The following is a 19,906-nucleotide window of genomic DNA, read 5'->3' as shown; positions in this document are numbered from 1 at the left end:
AGCCCAGAAAATCCACTCATTTTGGCCGAGATATTTAAGCCCTCTAGTAAGCGAAGAGAATGAGATGTTAAGACAAATTGCAATATAATGGATAATGCGCCACCTGGATGCAGCGAAAGGAAAACCAGGTTTAATTGGTATATGACAACTGGGTTTCGTTTCGCTGCACCCAGGTTCACGACAAGAAGGAATATATGCGCTACGTACACATTGAAAATCCTGGGGCACACAGTCGTTTAGTGATTGAAAATGGAGCCACGCCTAACTACAGCGATTCACAAATGCTGGTGCGAGTTAAAGCAACAGCCCTAAATCGGGCTGATATTATGCAACGGTATGGAAAATATCCACCCCCTCCAGGAGAATCTGAAATTCCTGGCCTGGAGTTAGCTGGAGATGTTATCGAGGTAGGTGCAAAAGTGAGTCAATTCCGACCTGGAGATAAAGTCTACGGCTTAGTGGGTAGTGGAGCATATGCTCAGTTTTGTCCTGTGGAAGCATCACTTGCACACCACATTCCTGAAAATTGGGATTATGTACTCGCCGCAGCCCTTCCTGAGGCATTAACCACTGCTTATGCTACCCTATTTGATCTGGGAAATTTTCAATCGGGGCAAAATTTACTTATTCATGGAGCAGGAAGTGGTATCGCTTCACTCGCAATTCAAATGGCAAAACTGGTTCATGGAAATATAATCACGACTGTAGGAACTGATGACAAAGTAGAAAAAGCAGTCACATTAGGTGCGAATCAGGTTATCAACTATAATAAGCACGATTTCGAGGATTTAATCGCTGATCATAGTATTGATTTAATCATTGATTTTATTGGTGGGGATTATTTTAACAAGCATTTGCATCTACTCAAACCCCAAGGAAAATTAATTCAGATTGCTTGTCTTAAAGGCAGCACTGTTGAATGCAATCTTGCAGTAATTATGCGTAAGCGACTGAAAATTATAGGATTTGTTCTTCGAGCCCAAAGTATCGAAGAAAAAACCAAACTTTGGAATGATGCCCATAAGATGTGGCTGGAGCCCCTCAAGCTAAAACAACTAACTCCAATTATTGATTCTAAATTTAATCTGGATCAAATTGAAGAAGCTCATCAATATATGCAATCAAGCGCCCATTTTGGAAAAATTGTTGCACACATAGATTAAAGTTATTACAAATCCATGCAGATACTATCTTAACTTTTTGCTTGCAATAGCCCGATGCAGTAATTGCTCATAGATCGGGCCATTTGGAGCAAGCTGCAACACAATAGTTGCTGTAATACAGGCCATCATCACAGGAAATATAAGATAGTAGTTATGAGTCATTTCGACCACTAATACTGCTCCAGTAATAGGAGAACGAGTCGATGCAGCAAAAAGCGCAGCCATTCCTGCGATAGCAAACATACCTGGTTGAGTTAAAAAATCAATGTGCATGAACTCTAATATACGGAACATTGCTAGTCCAAGAAGCGTGCCCAAAGAAAGAATAGGAGCAAAAATTCCTCCTGGTACAGCAGTCCCATAGCATGCCATCATACCTATAAATCGTACAATCAATAAAAAACACAAAAGACTAAAGCTCGGCGATAATGTTATTGCCTGATGAATAATGTCCATGCCACCACCCACCGATGCAGGATGATGAACTGCCAGAAAGCCGACTAAAAATCCTACAATTAAAACATAATACGACTTCTGTCTTGATGTTAATTTATCTAAAAGTTGTAAGGTCTTCATTAAAGAGAGATTAAACAAAAGTCCTAATAAACCAACCACAATACCAAATAAAGCGAATAACCATAAAGCATCAAGTTGTGGAAACTCGAACACATTCATTGGAATCGTCGGCTGTGGCCCAATCATAAAATCCAAAATTACTGTGGCTGTAATACAACAAATAACCACCATGCTGAAACTTGTGAAAGAGTAGTTAAACTGGTTACGCATTTCTTCCATAACAAAAATTACCCCTGCTAACGGGGCATTAAACGCAACAGATAAACCCGCAGCAGCTCCTGCTGCAATCAAACTATCTTTTCTACGCCGCGCCAAATTAAATAAACTACCCAGCATTTCTCCCAAATTACCCCCAATATGAATGGTGGGTCCTTCCCGGCCTAATATCATTTTTGCGCCAAGAGCTAAAATACCAAAAAAGAATTTTACAGGTAATAAACGTTGCCAAAATATAGGTCTTACGTGGAGTAAAGCCCCCTCTATTTCTGGGACTCCGCTTCCTGAAGCTTCGGGGGCAAAATGCTTTACGGCAAGATAAGCAGCATAAACCATAACCATAGAGACTAATCCAGAAATTATTCCTGATGGCCATCCATTGATACTAAGAAAATGATAAAAGTGATCTAATAATGCACTCAATACATCTATGGATAAACGAAAAGTTGATCCCACTAAACCAACGATGATGCCCAATACAACAGATACAACATACAGTATCAATATTTTATTGCGCATTCTTTTATATCATCCCCATCAAGTTTGTTATAATTTTTATTCCTGCCTGGTTTACTAAAGATAATATTGTTTCTGGATGGAATTGCACTGCATGAATCGGCAAACGCTGATGTGAAACAGCCATCACAATGCCATCATCACTTACTGCAGTAACATTCAATTCTTCAGGCATAGTTTTTAACCGAGCATAGAGTGAGTGATACCTACCCGCTTTAAAATTTTCACCTAAACCTGAAAATAAACGGGTAGCATGTGTCACCTTAACGATTGATGTTTTGCCATGCATAGGATAATCAAGTACATCTAAAACACCACCAAAATGTTCAACAATACCTTGTAAGCCTAAACAAACGCCAAATAAAGGAATACCCTGAGAAACTACCGCAGTTATTGTTTCTGAAACATGAAAATCACTGGGTTTTCCTGGGCCAGGAGACAAAACAACAAGGTCATAATTTTGCTCTTGTAAATAATGTAATGCCTTATCAAACCGTATGGTACTTACTTCAGCCCCTGTTTGACGGATGTAGTTTGCTAAGGTATGAACAAAAGAGTCTTGATGATCAATAAGTAAAACACGTTTGCCCTTGCCAGTTAAGGGCAAAGAGGGTTTAACTTGCGAGCCAATTCCTTTTTTTTGCAGTATGTCTAAAAAAGCGGATGCCTTCAAACGGGTTTCTTGCTCTTCAGCTTCAGGTACTGAATCATAAAGCAAAGTAGCACCAACACGGATTTCGGCTATTCCTTTTTCAATGCGAACGGTTCGTAATACCAAACCTGTATTTAAGTTGCCATCAAAACCAAACCATCCCACAGCACCCGCATACCATTTACGTGGGGATTTTTCATGTTCTTCAATAAAATTAAGAGCCCAAATTTTAGGTGCGCCTGTAACTGTTACCACCCACATATGGGTTAAAAAGGCATCAACCGCATCGAAATCTTGTCTTAAAACCCCTTCCACATGATCTACGGTGTGAATGAGCCTAGAGTACATTTCAATTTGTCTTCGTCCAATGACTCTCACTGAACCTGCTTCACAAATTCGCGATTTATCGTTTCTATCCACATCTGTACACATCGTCAATTCAGATTCTTCTTTTTTTGAGTCGAGTAAAGCCTGAATATTTTGAGCATCTTCAATCGCATCGGCACCTCGTTTAATTGTTCCAGAAATAGGACATGTTTCCACTCTTTTTCCTTGTACACGCACATACATTTCTGGAGAGGCACCAACTAAATACTCTTCTTCGCCTAAGTTAATAAAAAAGCCATAAGGAGAAGGATTTAATTGCCTCATTTGTTTGAATAAAGCAGAAGGCAACTCCGTATAGTGGGTATAAAAGGTTTGACTGGGGACTACTTCAAATAAATCGCCACAAGCAAAACGGCTTTTAGCAATATTGACTATTTTTGCATATTCTCCAGGCAAGTGATCACAATTTTTTTCAGGTTTTTGCAAAGCCTCATACGGCACAGAAACACCTTCCCGGGCTAAAGATCTAGTAGATAAGTTTTGAAATTGAAACTCATAACGGCGTACGAATGCTTCTTCCTTTTGATGGTTTACAACAAAAATTTCATCAGGAAAATAAAGAACCATATCTCTTTGCGATAGCTCTCGCTCTTTATGTTTTTGCAAGTCTTCAAATTGAAAAATTAAATCAAAACCGAAGGATCCATACAATCCCAAATAAGATTCATTTTCCATTTTAAAAAAAGCTAAAAGTAATCGAATAACAGTAAAAACAGAGGGTTGATGACTTCGTTCTTCTTCACGAAACACCTGTTCAGAAGTTTTGATCTTAATTTGAACGGAAGAATCATTTTGCGTCACAAGTTCCAAAGAGCCTTCTTTTGCCAATAAAGGAATAATAAATGCCAACAATACACAACCCCGCTGGTTCAATGCATCGATTTGTACCAGATTTTTTCGGCATACAAGAGCTAAAGGAGGGTTATAAAAACCTATATCCCAACAGGTATAACGTCCTGGATATTCAAAACTCGAAGCAAATAAAGCGCCTCGTTGCGTATCCAGGTGTTCAAGAAGATTTCCTATACCTTGGGCGTAATCTAAGCTCTGTTGAGTACACTCGATCTCAACACCGCCTTGGGTCTTATACTGTTGCAACATAAATAACAAACTCAAAGAATGATTAGGATGGATTATCATTGTACTTTAAAAATGCTGTTCTGCAAGAATCCGAATGTTGTATCGTAAATCCAGTCTCCTTACGAAGATTGTTTGGATAAGGCAGAAAGACTAAGCCCCCTCATTATTACTTCAACAACTATTAAAATTAGAGCAGCATTAAAAAAGTTTAGTATAGAAATTTTAGAGCAATTTTTTTTAATGAATTACCGATATGGTGTTTTGCGATTGTTCCTATTCCCTGTTGTATAATTTTCCTCCAAATTCCCGCATGCCCATTGTACACGTGCATCGTAAATTGCAACCAGTTGATGAAGCATTGCATGTCTTTGCTAATTATTGACTTAATTTCATTAAAATCCCCAGGGGATCACTGTTTATGTCTTTTATTATAAAAAGTTTTTATTTTCCAGATTACTCATTCACGGTAGATAGAAGCCTATGTCACATGAGAATTTAAATGCTGCTTTATTAGGCAACCACATTGAGATATTTGTTACACTCAAAGCTCAAATAAAGCTCAGATAGATTAAAAATTTGCGCACCAGTTTTTTTTCTGTTATAAAGTTAAAGGCCTAGTCATTAGTGGAATTTGGCCATGCATAAAGATGGCTCATGATATTAAAGCTGATTTATACTTTTTTGAGAGGCAGGGCAATAATGAACTTTTTTGAAAAATTAGACTTACTTTTAAAAGATGTCGGAATTGAGGATCATAATCTTTTTATACATTGGGTTATGAAACAACTTCAATTGGAACTTGATGAAAATGCTATCACTGCGGAGCAAGCACCTCATAAAGTATTATTGAACGTGAGTTCCCTATCAGCAACTGATCTGAAGAAGTTATTTTTATTTTTTAATCTTCCAGAGAGTACTACTCCAATCGAAAACAGAATAGAGCTGAGTGATTCATTCCTATCGGAGGTAGTCTTACCGCAATTTGAAGAATATGTTAGAACTTTCGCCCCAAATAAAACTGAAATACAAAGTTCCAGGCAAAAAAGTGCGTTATTCGATGAAGGGGATGAAGATTTAACTGACATTGATGATTTTATCCTTGTTGACAGCAATGACGATCAAGGGGAAGAAATTGATTACGAAAGCTACCCTTGGTTGAACCCCGCCCATCCCTTGTATTTTCCTTCAACTCAAGATGCTAATCCGACTTCATTAACCAGATGGGAAGCAGTGGATAAGTTTTCAGTAGAAAATTGGTACCCACATCTGAAAAAATATACATTTGAATCTTGTTTTTTCACGCTCGACCATGCAGACATTGAATTTCTACTCGGCATTGGCTCTTCAGAATACCAGAGTACCAATTTAGAGCAGAAATTTGACAAGCTCCTTTCTCAATTCAACAATCAAGAAGTATTTATGAGGTTGTCCACTCGCAGCCCTAAAGATTCCAGACATCTATTTGATGAAGCTGCGACCCTGATGAGTAATGATTACTTTTATTGGAAAGATACAGACAACAAGAATCAACAACTCGTTTCTTTTGTTGCATCGATGGCCAAATCAATGAAAATTACCAACGGCAAGAAAATAATTCAAATGATTCAAGAGAGTCCTAGAGTTCAAAATGATTTATTTGCGCTTCTTAGTTCAGAATCGCCTTCTGATTGTAAAACTAATATTGTTTTGCGTGAATGGCATAATATACGTCCCGACCATGAATTTAGGCTTTTCGTATCAAGACGTTGCCGTGAAGAAAGTATTGTTACTGCTATCTCCCAATATTTTCACTTTTTGCATTTTGATAAAGCACCTGGTGATTGCTTTAATTTTTTAGATGAATCAATAAAAAAGAGCCTTATTTTAAAATTTCAAAATTATGTTCTTAAGTCCATCGATCCTGCCGTTGCCAGGTTCTTAAACTTTTCAAGCGAACAAGATGATGATAATTCGATAAATTGTATTCGTGAATATATTGTTGATTTAGCCCTAGTCCCAATAAGCGAATATCATGGTGAAGTAACCGATGAAAATAAAATTGAAATAGGCGAAAACACTTATATCCTCACGGTAATAGAACTCAATCCATTCGCACCATCTGCAACGGGTTGTGGTTTATTTAATTGGCAAAAGGATTTAGACATCCTTTGGGGAAAGGCTCCATGCGAATATCCTATATATAGATTTCGTACCGAACCTAGAGAAAATTTCAGTTCAGTGACGCTACTGCCGTCTAATTATGAACAAGTTATTGACCGTGCCCTTGTCAAAAGACTCGTGACCTCCCTACCCTCTGTAGATTCACAAGCAAGTCCATCTATGAGTACAGCAAGCCATAGTAGTCGATTTTTTACTTCTCCACCTCAGCAAATAAACGAGACATCTTCTTTAGGGCCAGTTAGTGATGATATGAAGTGTTCTCTTTAATCAAGAAATCAGGTTTGAGTGCTTATGGTACTCAAATCGTAGACCTAGAAAAAGCTTGATAATTCAATTGTTTTTTCTAGGTTAAAAAAAGTTGATCAATTATCTTATTTTCATAATAAATGATGTTGATTTTTTCTTATTGCCCTGATAGAGTACTATATGATTAAATAACGCACCAATGCTTAATATGAGTCATGCACGCAAAACTATTTTTACTCTTCTTACTTTAAGGGATTTTTTAAAGTTGAATTTTTTAGAAGAAATGACTCTTAGAACGATTAGAGAGGGCTCGTTTGATGAATCGACCTTTTTTTCCTCTGCAAAATCTGTGGCGGATATTGGTTATATCACTAAAATGTCGTATGCAAGCCCTGAATTTGCAAAAATGTGTAAAAAAGATAAATATCGAGAATTATGGAGTGATTTATATTCTCAACTCGGATTATGTGTATCTGCTTTCACCGACAAAAGAATAACTTTTTACGAGCATGAGAATATTGATAGTTTTGATTTGTTGCGAGGAACTTATTTTTTCTATCTTTCCCAAAAATTAAAAGCGGAATTGCCAAATGAACTTTCTTTAAGCGAGCTTCGCTTTTTGAAGGAAGCTATGCGTTTTAATTCAGTTCATGCGGTCCAGCGATATAATATTGTTTTATTCGATAAAGTGACACACGGGAAATTAGAAGAGGGAGAGAACGCCAAAGAATTACTCATGGAGGCCATCAAACAAGCAAAATCGCTCTTGGAGCTTTATGGTAGTTATGCGTACATGTTATTGGCTGAAGCATATTATCAATATGCGCAATGGGCTCAAGAGCATGAAAGCAGTACTACCTATCGTCGTGCATTACAAGCAGCTATTGCTTCTTGCGGTAATGCCACGAAATATTTAGATAAAAGTCAATATTCAATTCATAACGCCAGTTTTGGTCAAGGGCTCGGTTTTAGCAATTCTTTTGGTCTTGATTCACCAGAAAAAGCAAAAGAGGTTCTTGAAGAGATGCTGACACAAAGTTTTGAAAAAATTGCCAATCCATTAGAGCGTTAAATTGGCAATTTTTCTCTTTGCTATGCTCAAAAATATTTTCGACTAAACGGGGCATGTGCAGAATTATGGAAAACCTGCTCCTTCTACTCATAGATTTACTACTGTATATGACAACGCAAAACGCCCTAAAAGGAAGAACAATACTTATTGTCCTGTACCTACTGATATGACCGTTAGTTTGGGAGTTTCCTCTTGTTCTTTTTTGATTTCTGTTAATCTATCCTTTATATTATGAGGTACACTTGGATTATCGATTGCATGCTGCCTGTTTTGCGCCAGTTGATCGCCGGTAATGTCCTCTACGAGGAATAAATCATCTTCTGGGGATTTATTCTGGGTTATCAGTGTCTGTAGCGATCCATAGCCAAGATTCGCCATTCCTTCATTAATGATTTTTTTCAAACGACTGTCACTCAAATAGGACATCCTTTGCTCTATTGCCAGTATATTGTCAGGCGTATTTGCATTTTGTAATTTATCGACTAATGCAATTAACTCTTTAGTGAGTTCAATCTCCTCTTTTCCCGTATTAAAGTATTGTTTTTTAAATTCTTCTTGTCGTACTTGTAAAAAATTTTCTAAATTTTCGCGAAAATGGCTAAGCGCTTTTTCTGGAGGTACCCGCTTATCCCCAGAACGAAAAATCTTGTCGCCATCCTTATCAATTTTTCCAAAAATTTGGTTAAATGGCTCGCTGTAATTACTTAACCTGGTGATATCAACACCAGCTACTTCTGCAGCCATCCAAGTCATTACAAATCGTCCACAATGAGTCTGTAAGGGTAATTGAAGCTTTAAGTTATGGACATTGGTTGAAATAGGCTCCATTTCCAAGCCTTTTTTAGCGAAGAAATCGCTAACATTTTGTTTGGTTTGTGCGACACATTCCAGTTCTTGAGCTTTAAAGGGGTCGCTTAATAATCCTTCATATAAAGTTACATCACACTTTATTTTATTATCCACCATGGTCAAGGTAATGGCTTGCATAGTTACGTGGCTGTAGGATGGATTTCTTACCGTAACCGGGGATAAAATTTTTATAGTTTTGGATATTCCACCAGTTATTTCAGCATCATCATCAAAATGTTCAAGTATGTGGTTATCAAAGAGCCCCTGCTCCATAATATCATTCAAACAAGAGTCTATATTATTTGTTATATAAGTATCCTGCGAGATATTCTCATAAAATGCGAACTCTTTTTTAGAATCGTAACCTTCCATGATCCTTATTTCATAAGGTACTGTTGTGGGAATTCTGCGATCTAAAAGTAATAGATTATCGGTTGCTGAATTTTTCAAGCAGTCTATAACTGTCGAAAGCCCTCCCTGATATAAAGCTTGTTCGTTTTCTATCTTATGTTCTTTAAAATACTCAATTAAAGAACTCATTTTATCTAGATCATTTGTAGTTTGAAAAATACAGCGTTCCCACTGATGTTCTTGCATCCCATTTGGGTTATTGAAATTATATTTATTACAATTTAACCATACTAAAGGATAACCATACTGCTTTCCCATTGTGTTGGATATTTTAGAGGTATAACTATCGTTATCTGCCCTAAGTTCCAATCGTTGCAGGTTAGGATATTTTTTTGCTAAATATTCACTGATACTTACCTTATCCAAAGTCGTACTATCAAGCTCATCTTGAGTGCTGGGAGTAACTCCATAATCACCTTCCAAGAGCCTTTTTTCTACATCTTTGTATATTGAAACAATTTCTTCGGAACCACGAACACCTATATAGTCTCTAGTATCTCTCTTATTCTGTACATTTTCATGTGCTACATCACTTTTAATTGTAAATAAGTATTTACCATCTACATATGCGTGTATATTCATCTTCGAGCCTGTAATTAATATTATTAGTTAATTTTACATTACAAAGATTAAATTAAGATTAATTAATGAACAGATTTAAAAGCACTTTGGAAATACTTGAAAATGCAACTTGTGGGTATTCTGGCCGAGTCCAGTGAACTAATTTCTAGCCCCATGGTGTGTGCGAACAAAATTATGGATGAAAAAAACATGTTGCCCACATCCACAACTTTATCGTTGACATATGAGCTTAATAATATTTATTTTTAAAAAAATCAATACAACTAAAAGCCCCCCATTACGAGCCAACAGTAATCCCCTGTAGTTTAAGGAAAATTTTACAGATTACCTTTAAGCTCCAGTTCATACTTCTCTGTATTAGAGATTAAATGAGGGTTATGCGTGTAGCGATAATGTACATTGGTATGATATGGGTGTTTCCACAGCATTTACGTTTGAATCCCGCTTTGCCCCCCCTTGTCAGGCGAGCATAATACGTGAACTGTCAATGAATAATCTCCAGAAATTCTTTTACAGAACTCAGGGGGTAAAATTAGAAGAAATATTGTCACTTTCGCTAACCACTGATTCACTATCCTGTCTTATAAAGGATAATGATGTTTTATATTTTTGAGTGATTTCTAATGGAATTACAGAATCCTCTTTCATTAACCTTTCTATTTTGCCTAATTGGGCTGTATCGTTAAGTGTAACATTTGATTTAAAAGCCGGGTATAATCCAAGTGGTTTTGTATCAGGCCAGAGCATACTCACTTTACCCAACATTTCCTCTGCCATCCGTCTTATTTGAGGTAATATGGTGGGTTGGCCTGGATATGAGTTATCGTGTTCTTTTGTTATATCAACAAAAGTTTGTAAGCGAGTTAAAAATCGTGACCTGACCGAATTAGTTTCTCGCTCCCATAATGAGTCTTTGGGCACAGGACCGGATCCCCATATAATATCTTTTTCCAGAATCTGATTTAAATCCGACATTTCCTGCAGTACATAAAACGCACAAGCATGTATAAAGGCGCTACTATAGGCCATGTCATCTGAAGCTTGGGGAATAGTTTTCTTAAGTTCATTTCTATAAATGAGTTCAAGAGGTTTTAAAATAGCTTCCGGGATTGATTTAGCAAACCAAGCAGTAGGCATACTCATACGTAAATAGGTACCATCTAATAAGGCATTACGTGGAGAGGACCATTCAAAATCTATCAACTGAAGTCCTTTGGAATTTTTATGATCAAAAACGTTATCTGGAGCAATATCACCGTGGGTCAGAACGGTGAAAGGACCAGGTTTAAATATGGCCTCCAGGACTTCTCGAACTTCCTCAGTGAAACTTTGTGTTACTGATATCCCAAGTAATTCAACAGTTGACTTAAGTGTGGGCAATAAATGTTCAGAAAGAGAGTTCATGTCCTCTTCCGGAGTAGTAGCGTTTCTATTAATTGATTTGAGGATAGTGTCATAACTGTCGATATTCCCATAACTCATTGCATTAAAGGCCCCTAAAACCTTCATATACCGCTCCAATGCTGAAAAAGCTTTATTAGAATTTGGAATTGAAGGAGCTAATGAATCAACCAAACTGATATGTGGATGGCCCAAATCTTCAATGAGAATAAATCGTAGTTCAGTATCGCTGCCATAAAATAACGGTGTATTATGTACACGTTCTTGTTGTTCAATCCTGCTTGAAAATTCAATCGCTGCCCAATCTCGAAAAAACCTTGCAGCAGCATTTTGATTATTAGTGTCTTCTCTTTGAGGTAAGGATTGTTTTAGGATAATACTTTTGGGAACTAATTCTGAGGAGCTTGTAAGTGTTAATCTTAGTATAATATTTCTTCGCTCTGGTTCGCTTAAATAAACAGCGGAATCTATATGTATCTCTGCAGGTTCAAAATGTTTTTGAAGAATTTCTAAAGCCTTTTCGCGTATAACTGGATCTATTTCCCTACCCTTTTCCCGCACTATTTTTTCTCCGGCATACTTAAGATAATGAAGCAGCGATTGTAAACTTAATTAAAACTATTTGGCTATCAAGACATTAAATTTATTTGTAGGGTTGCTTCTACCCATGTAAAGGCAGAACCATGCTTGTCATGATTGTTGGCTTAAAATGCTGATGATGGCATCAGAGGCTCTCCCACCAGTTTGTCGGCCAATGTAGTAAAACTGTCTACATTCAAATCGAATTGGTTATCAGGGGAGATGTCTGGCTTGCTATTAGGCCCCAATTCCCATGGTCGACTAATGAAGGCTGTTTTCATTCCGAATGCTTTAGCTGCATGCAGATCGTACTTGTGGCAGGCAACCATCATTATCTCACCCGGATTAAATCCCAGATAGTCTACTGCTAATTGATACACTGCGGGATCCGGCTTGTACTTTTGGATAAGTTCTGCACTAAGAATAACATCAAAAGGAAGTTTGGCATTTTTGGTAATAGATACCAAAGCCACCATTCCAGCATTGGACAAGGTGCTTGTTACAAATTTTTGCCGTAAACGTTCCAGGCCTTCGATGCTGTCAGGCCAAGGGTCAAGTTTTACCCAAATAGTATTCAACTCATCGCGCTCTTGTGCAGTAAAATACGTGGATAACCCCTGTTCGTTAAGCAGGATATCCAGAGCTTCACGATATATTCTGTCTACCCGCTTCCAGGGTCTTTTTCCCTGTATAATGGCATCAAGGATATTACGGTATAGCATGCGCCATTCTCTTGATATCAATGACCAATCAATTGATAGCTGTTTCATTCTATTAACTGACTCACCCATTCTAGATAGTGGTTGATAAAAATCAGCGCAGGTACCTTGTACATCAAAAACCATCGCCCGAATGGATAGCAGCTTTTTATCCAGATGCACCTCAGCTTTTGTCATATTATTTCTCCTGAATCTTTAATAACATTTTCGACCATTGACTTCGAGTTGTTCCAGCGCTAATACATAAGCGGCGCAATTTTCAAGTTCTGCATGATTGGATTCGGATAATCCCTTGACTTCCATCAAAATCTCCAGAGCCTGTTGGGTATAAGGATGATCAGGAGTCAATATCGAGTGGCTGGATTTGGAACAATACAGCTCAAGAATCTTACGCTCCAGCACTGACAAATCGATACCATATGCACACGCTGATTTTAAGGCTCGTTTCCGATCCATGCTTTCCCGTATATTATTAAGGGTAACTTGTATGGAGTTGAGCAGTCTTTCCCTCTCCCTTGCCCGGTGAATTTGCCATTGCCTTGGTGTCCATTGTGCCCTTGGTGTGTGCGCTAAAGCATATTTTTGTTCCGCATTACTCAAAAGCTCACGACAAGTCCAAAAGGTATCTATCAAATCAAGGTATTTTTCTTTCTTTTCGTTATCTGCAAGCAAGCAAGCTACATTATGGGCGAGATTTAATTGTAATTTGGATAAATATCGGTAAATCATATCCGACAAGCTCATCCGCCAAATTAAATTAGCTACCACAAAGCTTGCGACTATACCAATCACAATCCCTGCCATTCTCTCTATTGCAGGCAAGGCAGTCATTACTGACGCTCCATGTTCGGCCATTACCAGAATGATAGCAACGTTCGCCTGCATCCCTACATACGCATAATTAGGTTTACTGAATGAAAATAAACTGAAAGCCCAAACAGTCAAAAAAATAATAACAAGAAGCAGATAGAGACTCATAGTAAAGGTCATCATGATATACAAACCTGTTCCGCCTCCCAATAAGCATCCTAACAAACGCATAGATCCAGTATTTTGCATGTCATACAGATTTCGCCTTGCTGAAATCACAATGCTACTGATAATTCCGTTTAACCCACCTGGAATATTTATGAATAACCATAAACCTAATGCCAGCACTGTAGTTAATCCAGCCTTTATGCTGTGGGTAATTACATTGTAGTCTTGTTTTAATTGCTGGCTTGTATTGATGCAATCCAGATTAGAATGTTTAGAACTTCCTATAAGTGAGATTTGAATTCCCATCAGCATTCGGTTTGTTTGATAAAAAAAGTGACGCCAGGCTTTTGCTGATTTGAAATCATCTGGAGATGTCGATAATGTCCGAGAATATTGTTGGTCAAACTTGTTTAATGCTGACTCTGTTAGTAATTGTATGGAAGAAGGTATGTTAAAAAAATTAGCCTTAAGATTTGAGATATCGCATCTGATAGCAGAGATGGTTTCCTTCATGGACAATGCGGTGTCAATCGCAGCAACGGCATTTAATGATAAAAAATAATTTAGGGCACGACAGAATATGAGGCAGGAATCAAGCAAAAAGCGATATTGATTTAATTGGGTTTGATCGAGTTCAAATTCATAACGAATTAAAACAATCGTTTGAAGAGATTGGCGCGCTTGGTTTTTCAACTGTAAATTTTGTTCTTTGATATCCTGTATTATCGAATGATCTTGTTCCGTCAATAACCGGTCCAGGTTAACAAATAGAGCATCAACAGCCGCAAATATAAGATTTACATCATGCACTGTTTTATCAGTAATCCGGTTTGGCAAAACAAAAAAGGCAAATATTGACGATACTATTACACCTAGAGTAATTTCAATAGGTCGCCAAATAGTGGAACTCAGAACTTCCTCGGGGGTGATGGCTACACCCGAAATCACAATAAATGCAGCAATAGCTCCCAATAACCAGGCATAGGCATACTTACTGAAGTTATAATAATAAACTGCGATGGCAACAATGAAAAAATTCAAAAAAAAATACAAAAGCAAGCTGTCCACTACAAAAGCTGACAAGAAATAGCCAATTAAGGCTCCTGCCACAGTCCCTACGACTCGCATTAGCGCCTTAACCAAAATATCACCCGTATATAGATTGGCTACCAACACGACTGTCATTCCAGACCAATACGGCTTGTCCAGATGACAAGCAAAAGCGATGATGAGTGAGGTTACAGCTGCCAGGGCAGTTCGTAGCGCAGCCCTGTTTTCTATAGATAATGAACTCACATTATGGCCTGTATATAATGGTTGTTGCGCTTGCTCCCAAATGCAATGGGTATGCCGGATTGGCAGAGTCTACACGGATATGCACCGGAAATCGTTTGGCTATTTTTATCCAGTCTTGTGCCGATTGTGGACGTGGCGAGAAACTCTCAGATGCACCGGCTGCCCAATATATACGCTCTACATGTCCAGAAAACTCAACTCCTGGATACATACTTAACCTGATTATAGCTTTATCACCGGGTTTTATAAGGCGGATGGTTGTTTCCCGATACAGTGCTTCAATCCAATAAGGTTGGTGCTTGATAATACCTAATACTCTGTCTCCAGTAGACAGGTATTCTCCAGGCAGGATTCGAATCTCACTGACTATACCATCTGCCGGAGCGAACAAGGTGGTATTGTCATATTGGTATTGGGCTAGAGCAAGGGCTGCCTTAGCCCTGGCAAGTTCATTTTCAGTTGATGACTGCTTGTTTTTAATAAGTTTATACTGAGCTTTCGCAAGTTCCAGTTTATAAAGGTAGGGGGCTTTGTCCAATTCAACGAGTTTGTCACCCTGTTTGACGGACTGATTGGTTTCAACAAAAACTTGTGCAACAGAACCTGGAACCAGCGCTGATACATGGACTATCGCGCCTGTCACAAACGCATCAGAACTGTGTGTATCATAGTAAGTATTATATCGATATCCAGCTATCGCTAAAACAACAATCAACGCGGTTAAGAATTGAGGCCAAAATTGAAAGTTGAACAGTCGATTGCGAATCATCAGCAGGTTCCTTTTGCCAGATTTTTTTCATGTTTTCCTTCCACAGTTTATATGGCTCAAAATATGAAAACAATACAAGTGGGGATAGAAAACGCCATCTTGAAACGTTCCTTATCTTTATATTTTAATCTACCCCGTCTTTGCATTTGAAACAGTAATTTATTTTCTTGATACCTCAATCTCTCAGAAGGAAAAGCTGTCTTTTCCAAGTACAAGTGATATGGTATTCACTGAATACGTCGTTTACGAAATTTACATTTTCAACATCAATTAATTGTTTTCACGATAAAATTACTCAATAAACTATCAAAAGGCACACACTTATTTTGTATCGTCACGACAATGTTGCGATGGGTAATTCGTGGTGACAGCTCAAAATATCTTCATGTCATATCAAATTTTCAAATATCATATATAAGTAAATTTAATTTAACTTTACTATATGTTTTTTTTACACTACCCATTAATTCAAACATATCGAATAAAAAAAATTTACTCTTATTTAATACTGATTAGCATCAGATAAACTTATTGAGTTATGTGAGTAGCTACCTGCAGAAACATCGATTAAGTCAATTACGCTAGAAAGAATTGTTTTTGACTACAGAGATTCCGAAGAAAAGTATGATGCATTACAAACAAAGCAATTAGAAAAAGGAATTACATTGTCAGCAAAAAAAACAATTAATAATTGCACTTTTTTCAGCACTTATCATTAAGGAAATAATTCATGCTGATGTTCTAAATAACAAATATATATTTAATATTGAATTGATTTTTGGAGATCTTATGAGTGGAACTAGTAATTATAGAATACACCGTCTTGTCGAAGAGGGTTCACAAACACAAATTCTATCTAATGTTCATGCTGTCGAGAGTTTTAATAAGATTGAGGGCATAAAAAAAGCCAGCATACATTTAATAAAAAATAAAATTGGTGAGCCAATTTTGGTCGTACATTACCATGCCAATTCTGAGGATGAAAAAGAGCGCTCTTCTGATTTAAAATTAATAAATGAAGCCGTACACACTCTCCGCGAAAAAATACTTAAAGAACGTAGATTAAATATTAAAGATTGGGTAATTATGGGGGATTTCAATCAAAATATCTTTAAGGATAGGGAAGAAAGCCAACCAATTCAATTGGATAGTGATGTTTTAAAAAAAATAATTGGATCAGTTGGAAAAGGTTTTAATTTTTGTGATATTGCTATACCTAGAGGCTGTTTAACAAAACAACGCGGTTTAGATGAAGAAGGACGTCTCTACAATTTATATCTTAATCCTCAAATTAATAAAGATAAGCTACTGATTAAAAATGACTCCAAAGACTTCATTCTTCATTTTAAATTTGAAACAGGTTCTTTAGTGGATAAACAAGCTGAAATTTTAATTCAAAAGAATGAAATAATTAAAAAAAGCCAAATTCCTTTTAGAAATTTTTTACACGAAGACACAGGCTTTAGGGATCATTATGGCTCGGAGCCTATGCAGATAGGAAACATAGTTTTAACTGTAGATAGCTATTTACCTACTCACGGGCTAAAAGCAATAAAGGATCCTCATGAATTTTATACTGATGATGCTCTTAAAAATCATGAAGTGTTATTGAATATACAAGAACTGTCTACTCTTAAGCTTTTTTCTCTCTTGGGTAAAAAATTTAACGTACCAGAAGATGAAATTAAACTTAACACAAATAACAATATTAAAAACACGCTTAAAACATTAAATGATGCTGCCAGAGTACTAAATAATACTCATGCAAACATCGTTCTTTATTTTCAAGAAGTTATTGAGTCCTGGTGTCAATCAGAGGAGTACCTTGCGGCACTAAATCTTTTACAAGTTCATATAAGGGAAAAAGTAACCTCTGAGATGAAAGATACCTTATGGTTAAAGGCCCCTGTTGAGACATTTTTAAATAATCAAAAATTCGATTTGATGGGAAAAATAATTCAACTTTGTGGGCAAAAACAACTACAAGAAATGTCTGGAGGGTATAGTTTATTAAATGGTATTGCTTTTCCTGGTCCAAAACGAGTGGATAAGGCACATATTAAATCGACAGTGGAACAAATTAAATTTACGCCCGGAGTAAGCTACTATACTCTCCAGACAGAAGCAGGAAAGAATAATAAAGGCGACTATTTTAACACCAAGTTAAACAAAGCAATAAATAAGCATCCTATTAATGAATGGATTATGATGTTATCTACTTACTTTGAGAAGAATGCTACTGTAGATCTTAAAGAAAAATTTGACCCTCTAATAAATCATTTAAAACTTTATAACAAAATATGTAAGCTCAATTTACCATTACTTAATAGAGAGAATGAAAAAAATCTGGAACAACAAAAGGACCTAATTTTAGAAATTATTAAAAAAAATGTGATTTTTTATCAAGCTATAAATTCAGATTTAGCCCAATTGTTAACGACTCTTTCACTGCAAATCAGCAAACATTTTAAACAATGCGTTAAAAATCCAAAGTCAAAAGAAAGAGCTCTAGTAGGTTTCTTTAACTCTCGAAACCAAGAAGAGATAATTATTTCAAGACAAATAAGTGAAACAGGGATCTCTAATCAGATATAGCAGGGTAACAGAGACAACAAGCATGAGAAGTTCTGGTTTTTAAGCTTAGCACCAAAGAGAGGCTTGATAGAGATATCAGGCTTCTCCTATCTTTATGCGTAGAAATGCATATAAATCGATATAAATTGTAGAGTTAAGTTTCATCACTCTAATTGTTTTGATACCACGGTGCATGATAATCATCACCATGAGAACTAGGAGAATAAGCTTTTACAGAGAGAACCACTCATCTCATCAATTCTGCTTAAAATTTAAAACACTATCAGAAAATTGTTGTTGAAAAAAATGATCAATATTTGGAATGCAAAATCATCTAAATGATAAATTGATCATTCTTACTATCTGGTCTGCCCCTATCCTTTTCGGAATCTATAATTTTTATCAAAACTACTCCGAGGATTGAATTTATTTATCTATAGCCTCGTGATAAAATCTGCTTCCATTAATTGCGAAGGTGTTCTATAACCACCTTTTACTTTGTTTTTTAGCAAATACTCAGCAATCCCTAGGCTACTGGCTACAGTCAGGGCATAGCCATTAGCAGTTGTAATCCGAACTGTTTTGCTGTTGCCGTGTGCGTTTTTTGCTTCACCCCAGACATACGTTCGCTGGCTTTTAAATTGCTCCGTATTAGGCCCCTTTTGCTCAGCAGCCTTCTTTTTAAGAAAATTTTGTATTAGGCTCAAACCTAAAAGCCATCGTATATAATTGACTCGTTTTAAAATAGATAATCTCTTAGGGCTTATTGGGACATATACTTCAATATTAGGTATGCCTGTGGTGTAAAAAGCCGTACTTATATCTCCCCAAGGAATAGTGGTGGCTAATTTTTCGCCCCTACCAAAGTCAATGAAGCGAGTTTTCCAGGCCAGGGGGACTGTTTTTATTTGGCCGTTAATGCGAACTTTTCCACCAAGAGCTAAACCTTCAACGGCTGTTTTTGCTGTACCAGGGGACATGGCGGAGTTCGAGTCAAATCCAAGAGCCAAATAATTTGCATCAGGAAGCATTTGTTTTAATTGAGCTGCGATACAGTCCGTTGGTGTGACATCAAATCCAACTCCAGGGCAAAGAACAATCTTAGCCTCTTCTGCCAGCAGATTTTGATTATGAGCATATTCAAAAGTTGAAATTTCGCCAGTAATGTCGATGTAGTGACTTCCAGACTGAAGACATGCTGTTATCATTTGCTTGCTTGTGGCAGAAAAAGGGCCAGCACAATTTAAAACCAATTGAACATTAGAAAGCTGGCTAATTATATTTTGCTGATCACTGAGGTCAAAAACACGGCTATTAAATCCCAGTTCTTTTGCTAATGCTAAGAGTGCTTTCTGGTTGCGCCCTGCGAGGATAGGATTAAGTCCTCTAACTTTCGCTTCTCTGGCAATTAATTCCCCAGTATATCCATTTGCTCCGTAAATCATCCAATTATTCATTTCATTATTCCCTTGATTTATCTTCGCGCAGCTTTAGTCCGTATTTCTCTAATCGTTTAGGGGGTGCTTTGTGGAGCCTCTCCTCATTCTCACTCAGCATTGTTGCATGGATAAATAAATGGTGCAAAACGACGTGTTATAGGAAAATATCGAAGCAATTCTTAAAGCTGTAACAACATCACCGTGGTGGTAGACGACATGAAAAAACTGCCTCAAATGATTC

12 protein-coding genes are annotated in these 19,906 nt (G+C 37.1%); 4 read left to right on the top strand and 8 right to left on the bottom strand.

What is annotated here, in order from left to right:
* The first annotated feature begins 194 nt into the window (after positions 1-194).
* Positions 195-1,163: an NAD(P)H-quinone oxidoreductase gene (locus EKG34_RS10600; RefSeq protein WP_003636241.1), complete on the top strand. Its 969-nt coding sequence runs from the start codon at positions 195-197 to the stop codon at positions 1,161-1,163.
* A gap of 24 nt (positions 1,164-1,187) precedes the next feature.
* Here the strand turns inward: EKG34_RS10600 and clcA are convergent, their stop codons facing one another.
* Entirely contained in the window at positions 1,188-2,474 is a 1,287-nt protein-coding gene (clcA, locus tag EKG34_RS10595; protein ID WP_003636239.1) for a H(+)/Cl(-) exchange transporter ClcA, read from the bottom strand.
* A gap of 4 nt (positions 2,475-2,478) precedes the next feature.
* Positions 2,479-4,611, bottom strand: a complete 2,133-nt coding sequence (locus EKG34_RS10590; protein ID WP_035905064.1) for an anthranilate synthase component I — start codon at positions 4,609-4,611, stop codon at positions 2,479-2,481.
* Positions 4,612-5,289: 678 nt separating this feature from the next.
* On the opposite strand from EKG34_RS10590, the gene EKG34_RS10585 reads away from it, so the two are divergent.
* The gene (locus EKG34_RS10585) at positions 5,290-7,017 is read left to right on the top strand and encodes a cell division cycle protein 123 family protein (protein WP_003636234.1); all 1,728 of its coding nucleotides are present in this window, start codon (positions 5,290-5,292) and stop codon (positions 7,015-7,017) included.
* A 187-nt stretch (positions 7,018-7,204) separates the two neighbouring features.
* Positions 7,205-8,068 (top strand): DUF5630 domain-containing protein, encoded by an 864-nt coding sequence (locus tag EKG34_RS10580; protein ID WP_223800043.1) that lies wholly within the window; start codon positions 7,205-7,207, stop codon positions 8,066-8,068.
* Positions 8,069-8,212: 144 nt separating this feature from the next.
* Here EKG34_RS10580 and EKG34_RS10575 read toward each other — a convergent pair whose 3' ends face one another.
* The 5 genes from EKG34_RS10575 to EKG34_RS10555 form a co-directional block, all read right to left on the bottom strand.
* Positions 8,213-9,910, bottom strand: coding sequence for a hypothetical protein (locus EKG34_RS10575; protein ID WP_003636231.1), 1,698 nt, complete (start codon positions 9,908-9,910; stop codon positions 8,213-8,215).
* Between the two features lie 519 nt (positions 9,911-10,429).
* Positions 10,430-11,872 (bottom strand): phosphotransferase family protein, encoded by a 1,443-nt coding sequence (locus EKG34_RS10570; protein ID WP_003636228.1) that lies wholly within the window; start codon positions 11,870-11,872, stop codon positions 10,430-10,432.
* Between the two features lie 143 nt (positions 11,873-12,015).
* A complete protein-coding gene (locus EKG34_RS10565) occupies positions 12,016-12,786 on the bottom strand; it encodes a haloacid dehalogenase type II (protein ID WP_003636226.1) in 771 nt (256 codons plus the stop codon).
* Between the two features lie 18 nt (positions 12,787-12,804).
* Positions 12,805-14,883, bottom strand: a complete 2,079-nt coding sequence (locus EKG34_RS10560) for an FUSC family protein (protein ID WP_003636224.1) — start codon at positions 14,881-14,883, stop codon at positions 12,805-12,807.
* A gap of 1 nt (position 14,884) precedes the next feature.
* Positions 14,885-15,652: an HlyD family secretion protein gene (locus EKG34_RS10555; protein ID WP_003636222.1), complete on the bottom strand. Its 768-nt coding sequence runs from the start codon at positions 15,650-15,652 to the stop codon at positions 14,885-14,887.
* 771 nt (positions 15,653-16,423) lie between these two features.
* Here EKG34_RS10555 and EKG34_RS10550 point away from each other — a divergent pair.
* The gene (locus EKG34_RS10550; RefSeq protein WP_125461292.1) at positions 16,424-18,247 is read left to right on the top strand and encodes a hypothetical protein; all 1,824 of its coding nucleotides are present in this window, start codon (positions 16,424-16,426) and stop codon (positions 18,245-18,247) included.
* Positions 18,248-18,660: 413 nt separating this feature from the next.
* Here EKG34_RS10550 and EKG34_RS10545 read toward each other — a convergent pair whose 3' ends face one another.
* A complete protein-coding gene (locus EKG34_RS10545; RefSeq protein WP_003636215.1) occupies positions 18,661-19,683 on the bottom strand; it encodes a saccharopine dehydrogenase family protein in 1,023 nt (340 codons plus the stop codon).
* Positions 19,684-19,906: the final 223 nt, after the last annotated feature.

Source organism: Legionella longbeachae, assembly GCF_004283175.1.
Taxonomy (GTDB): Bacteria; Pseudomonadota; Gammaproteobacteria; order Legionellales; family Legionellaceae; genus Legionella; species Legionella longbeachae.
This window is presented reverse-complemented; position numbering and strand designations above follow the sequence as displayed.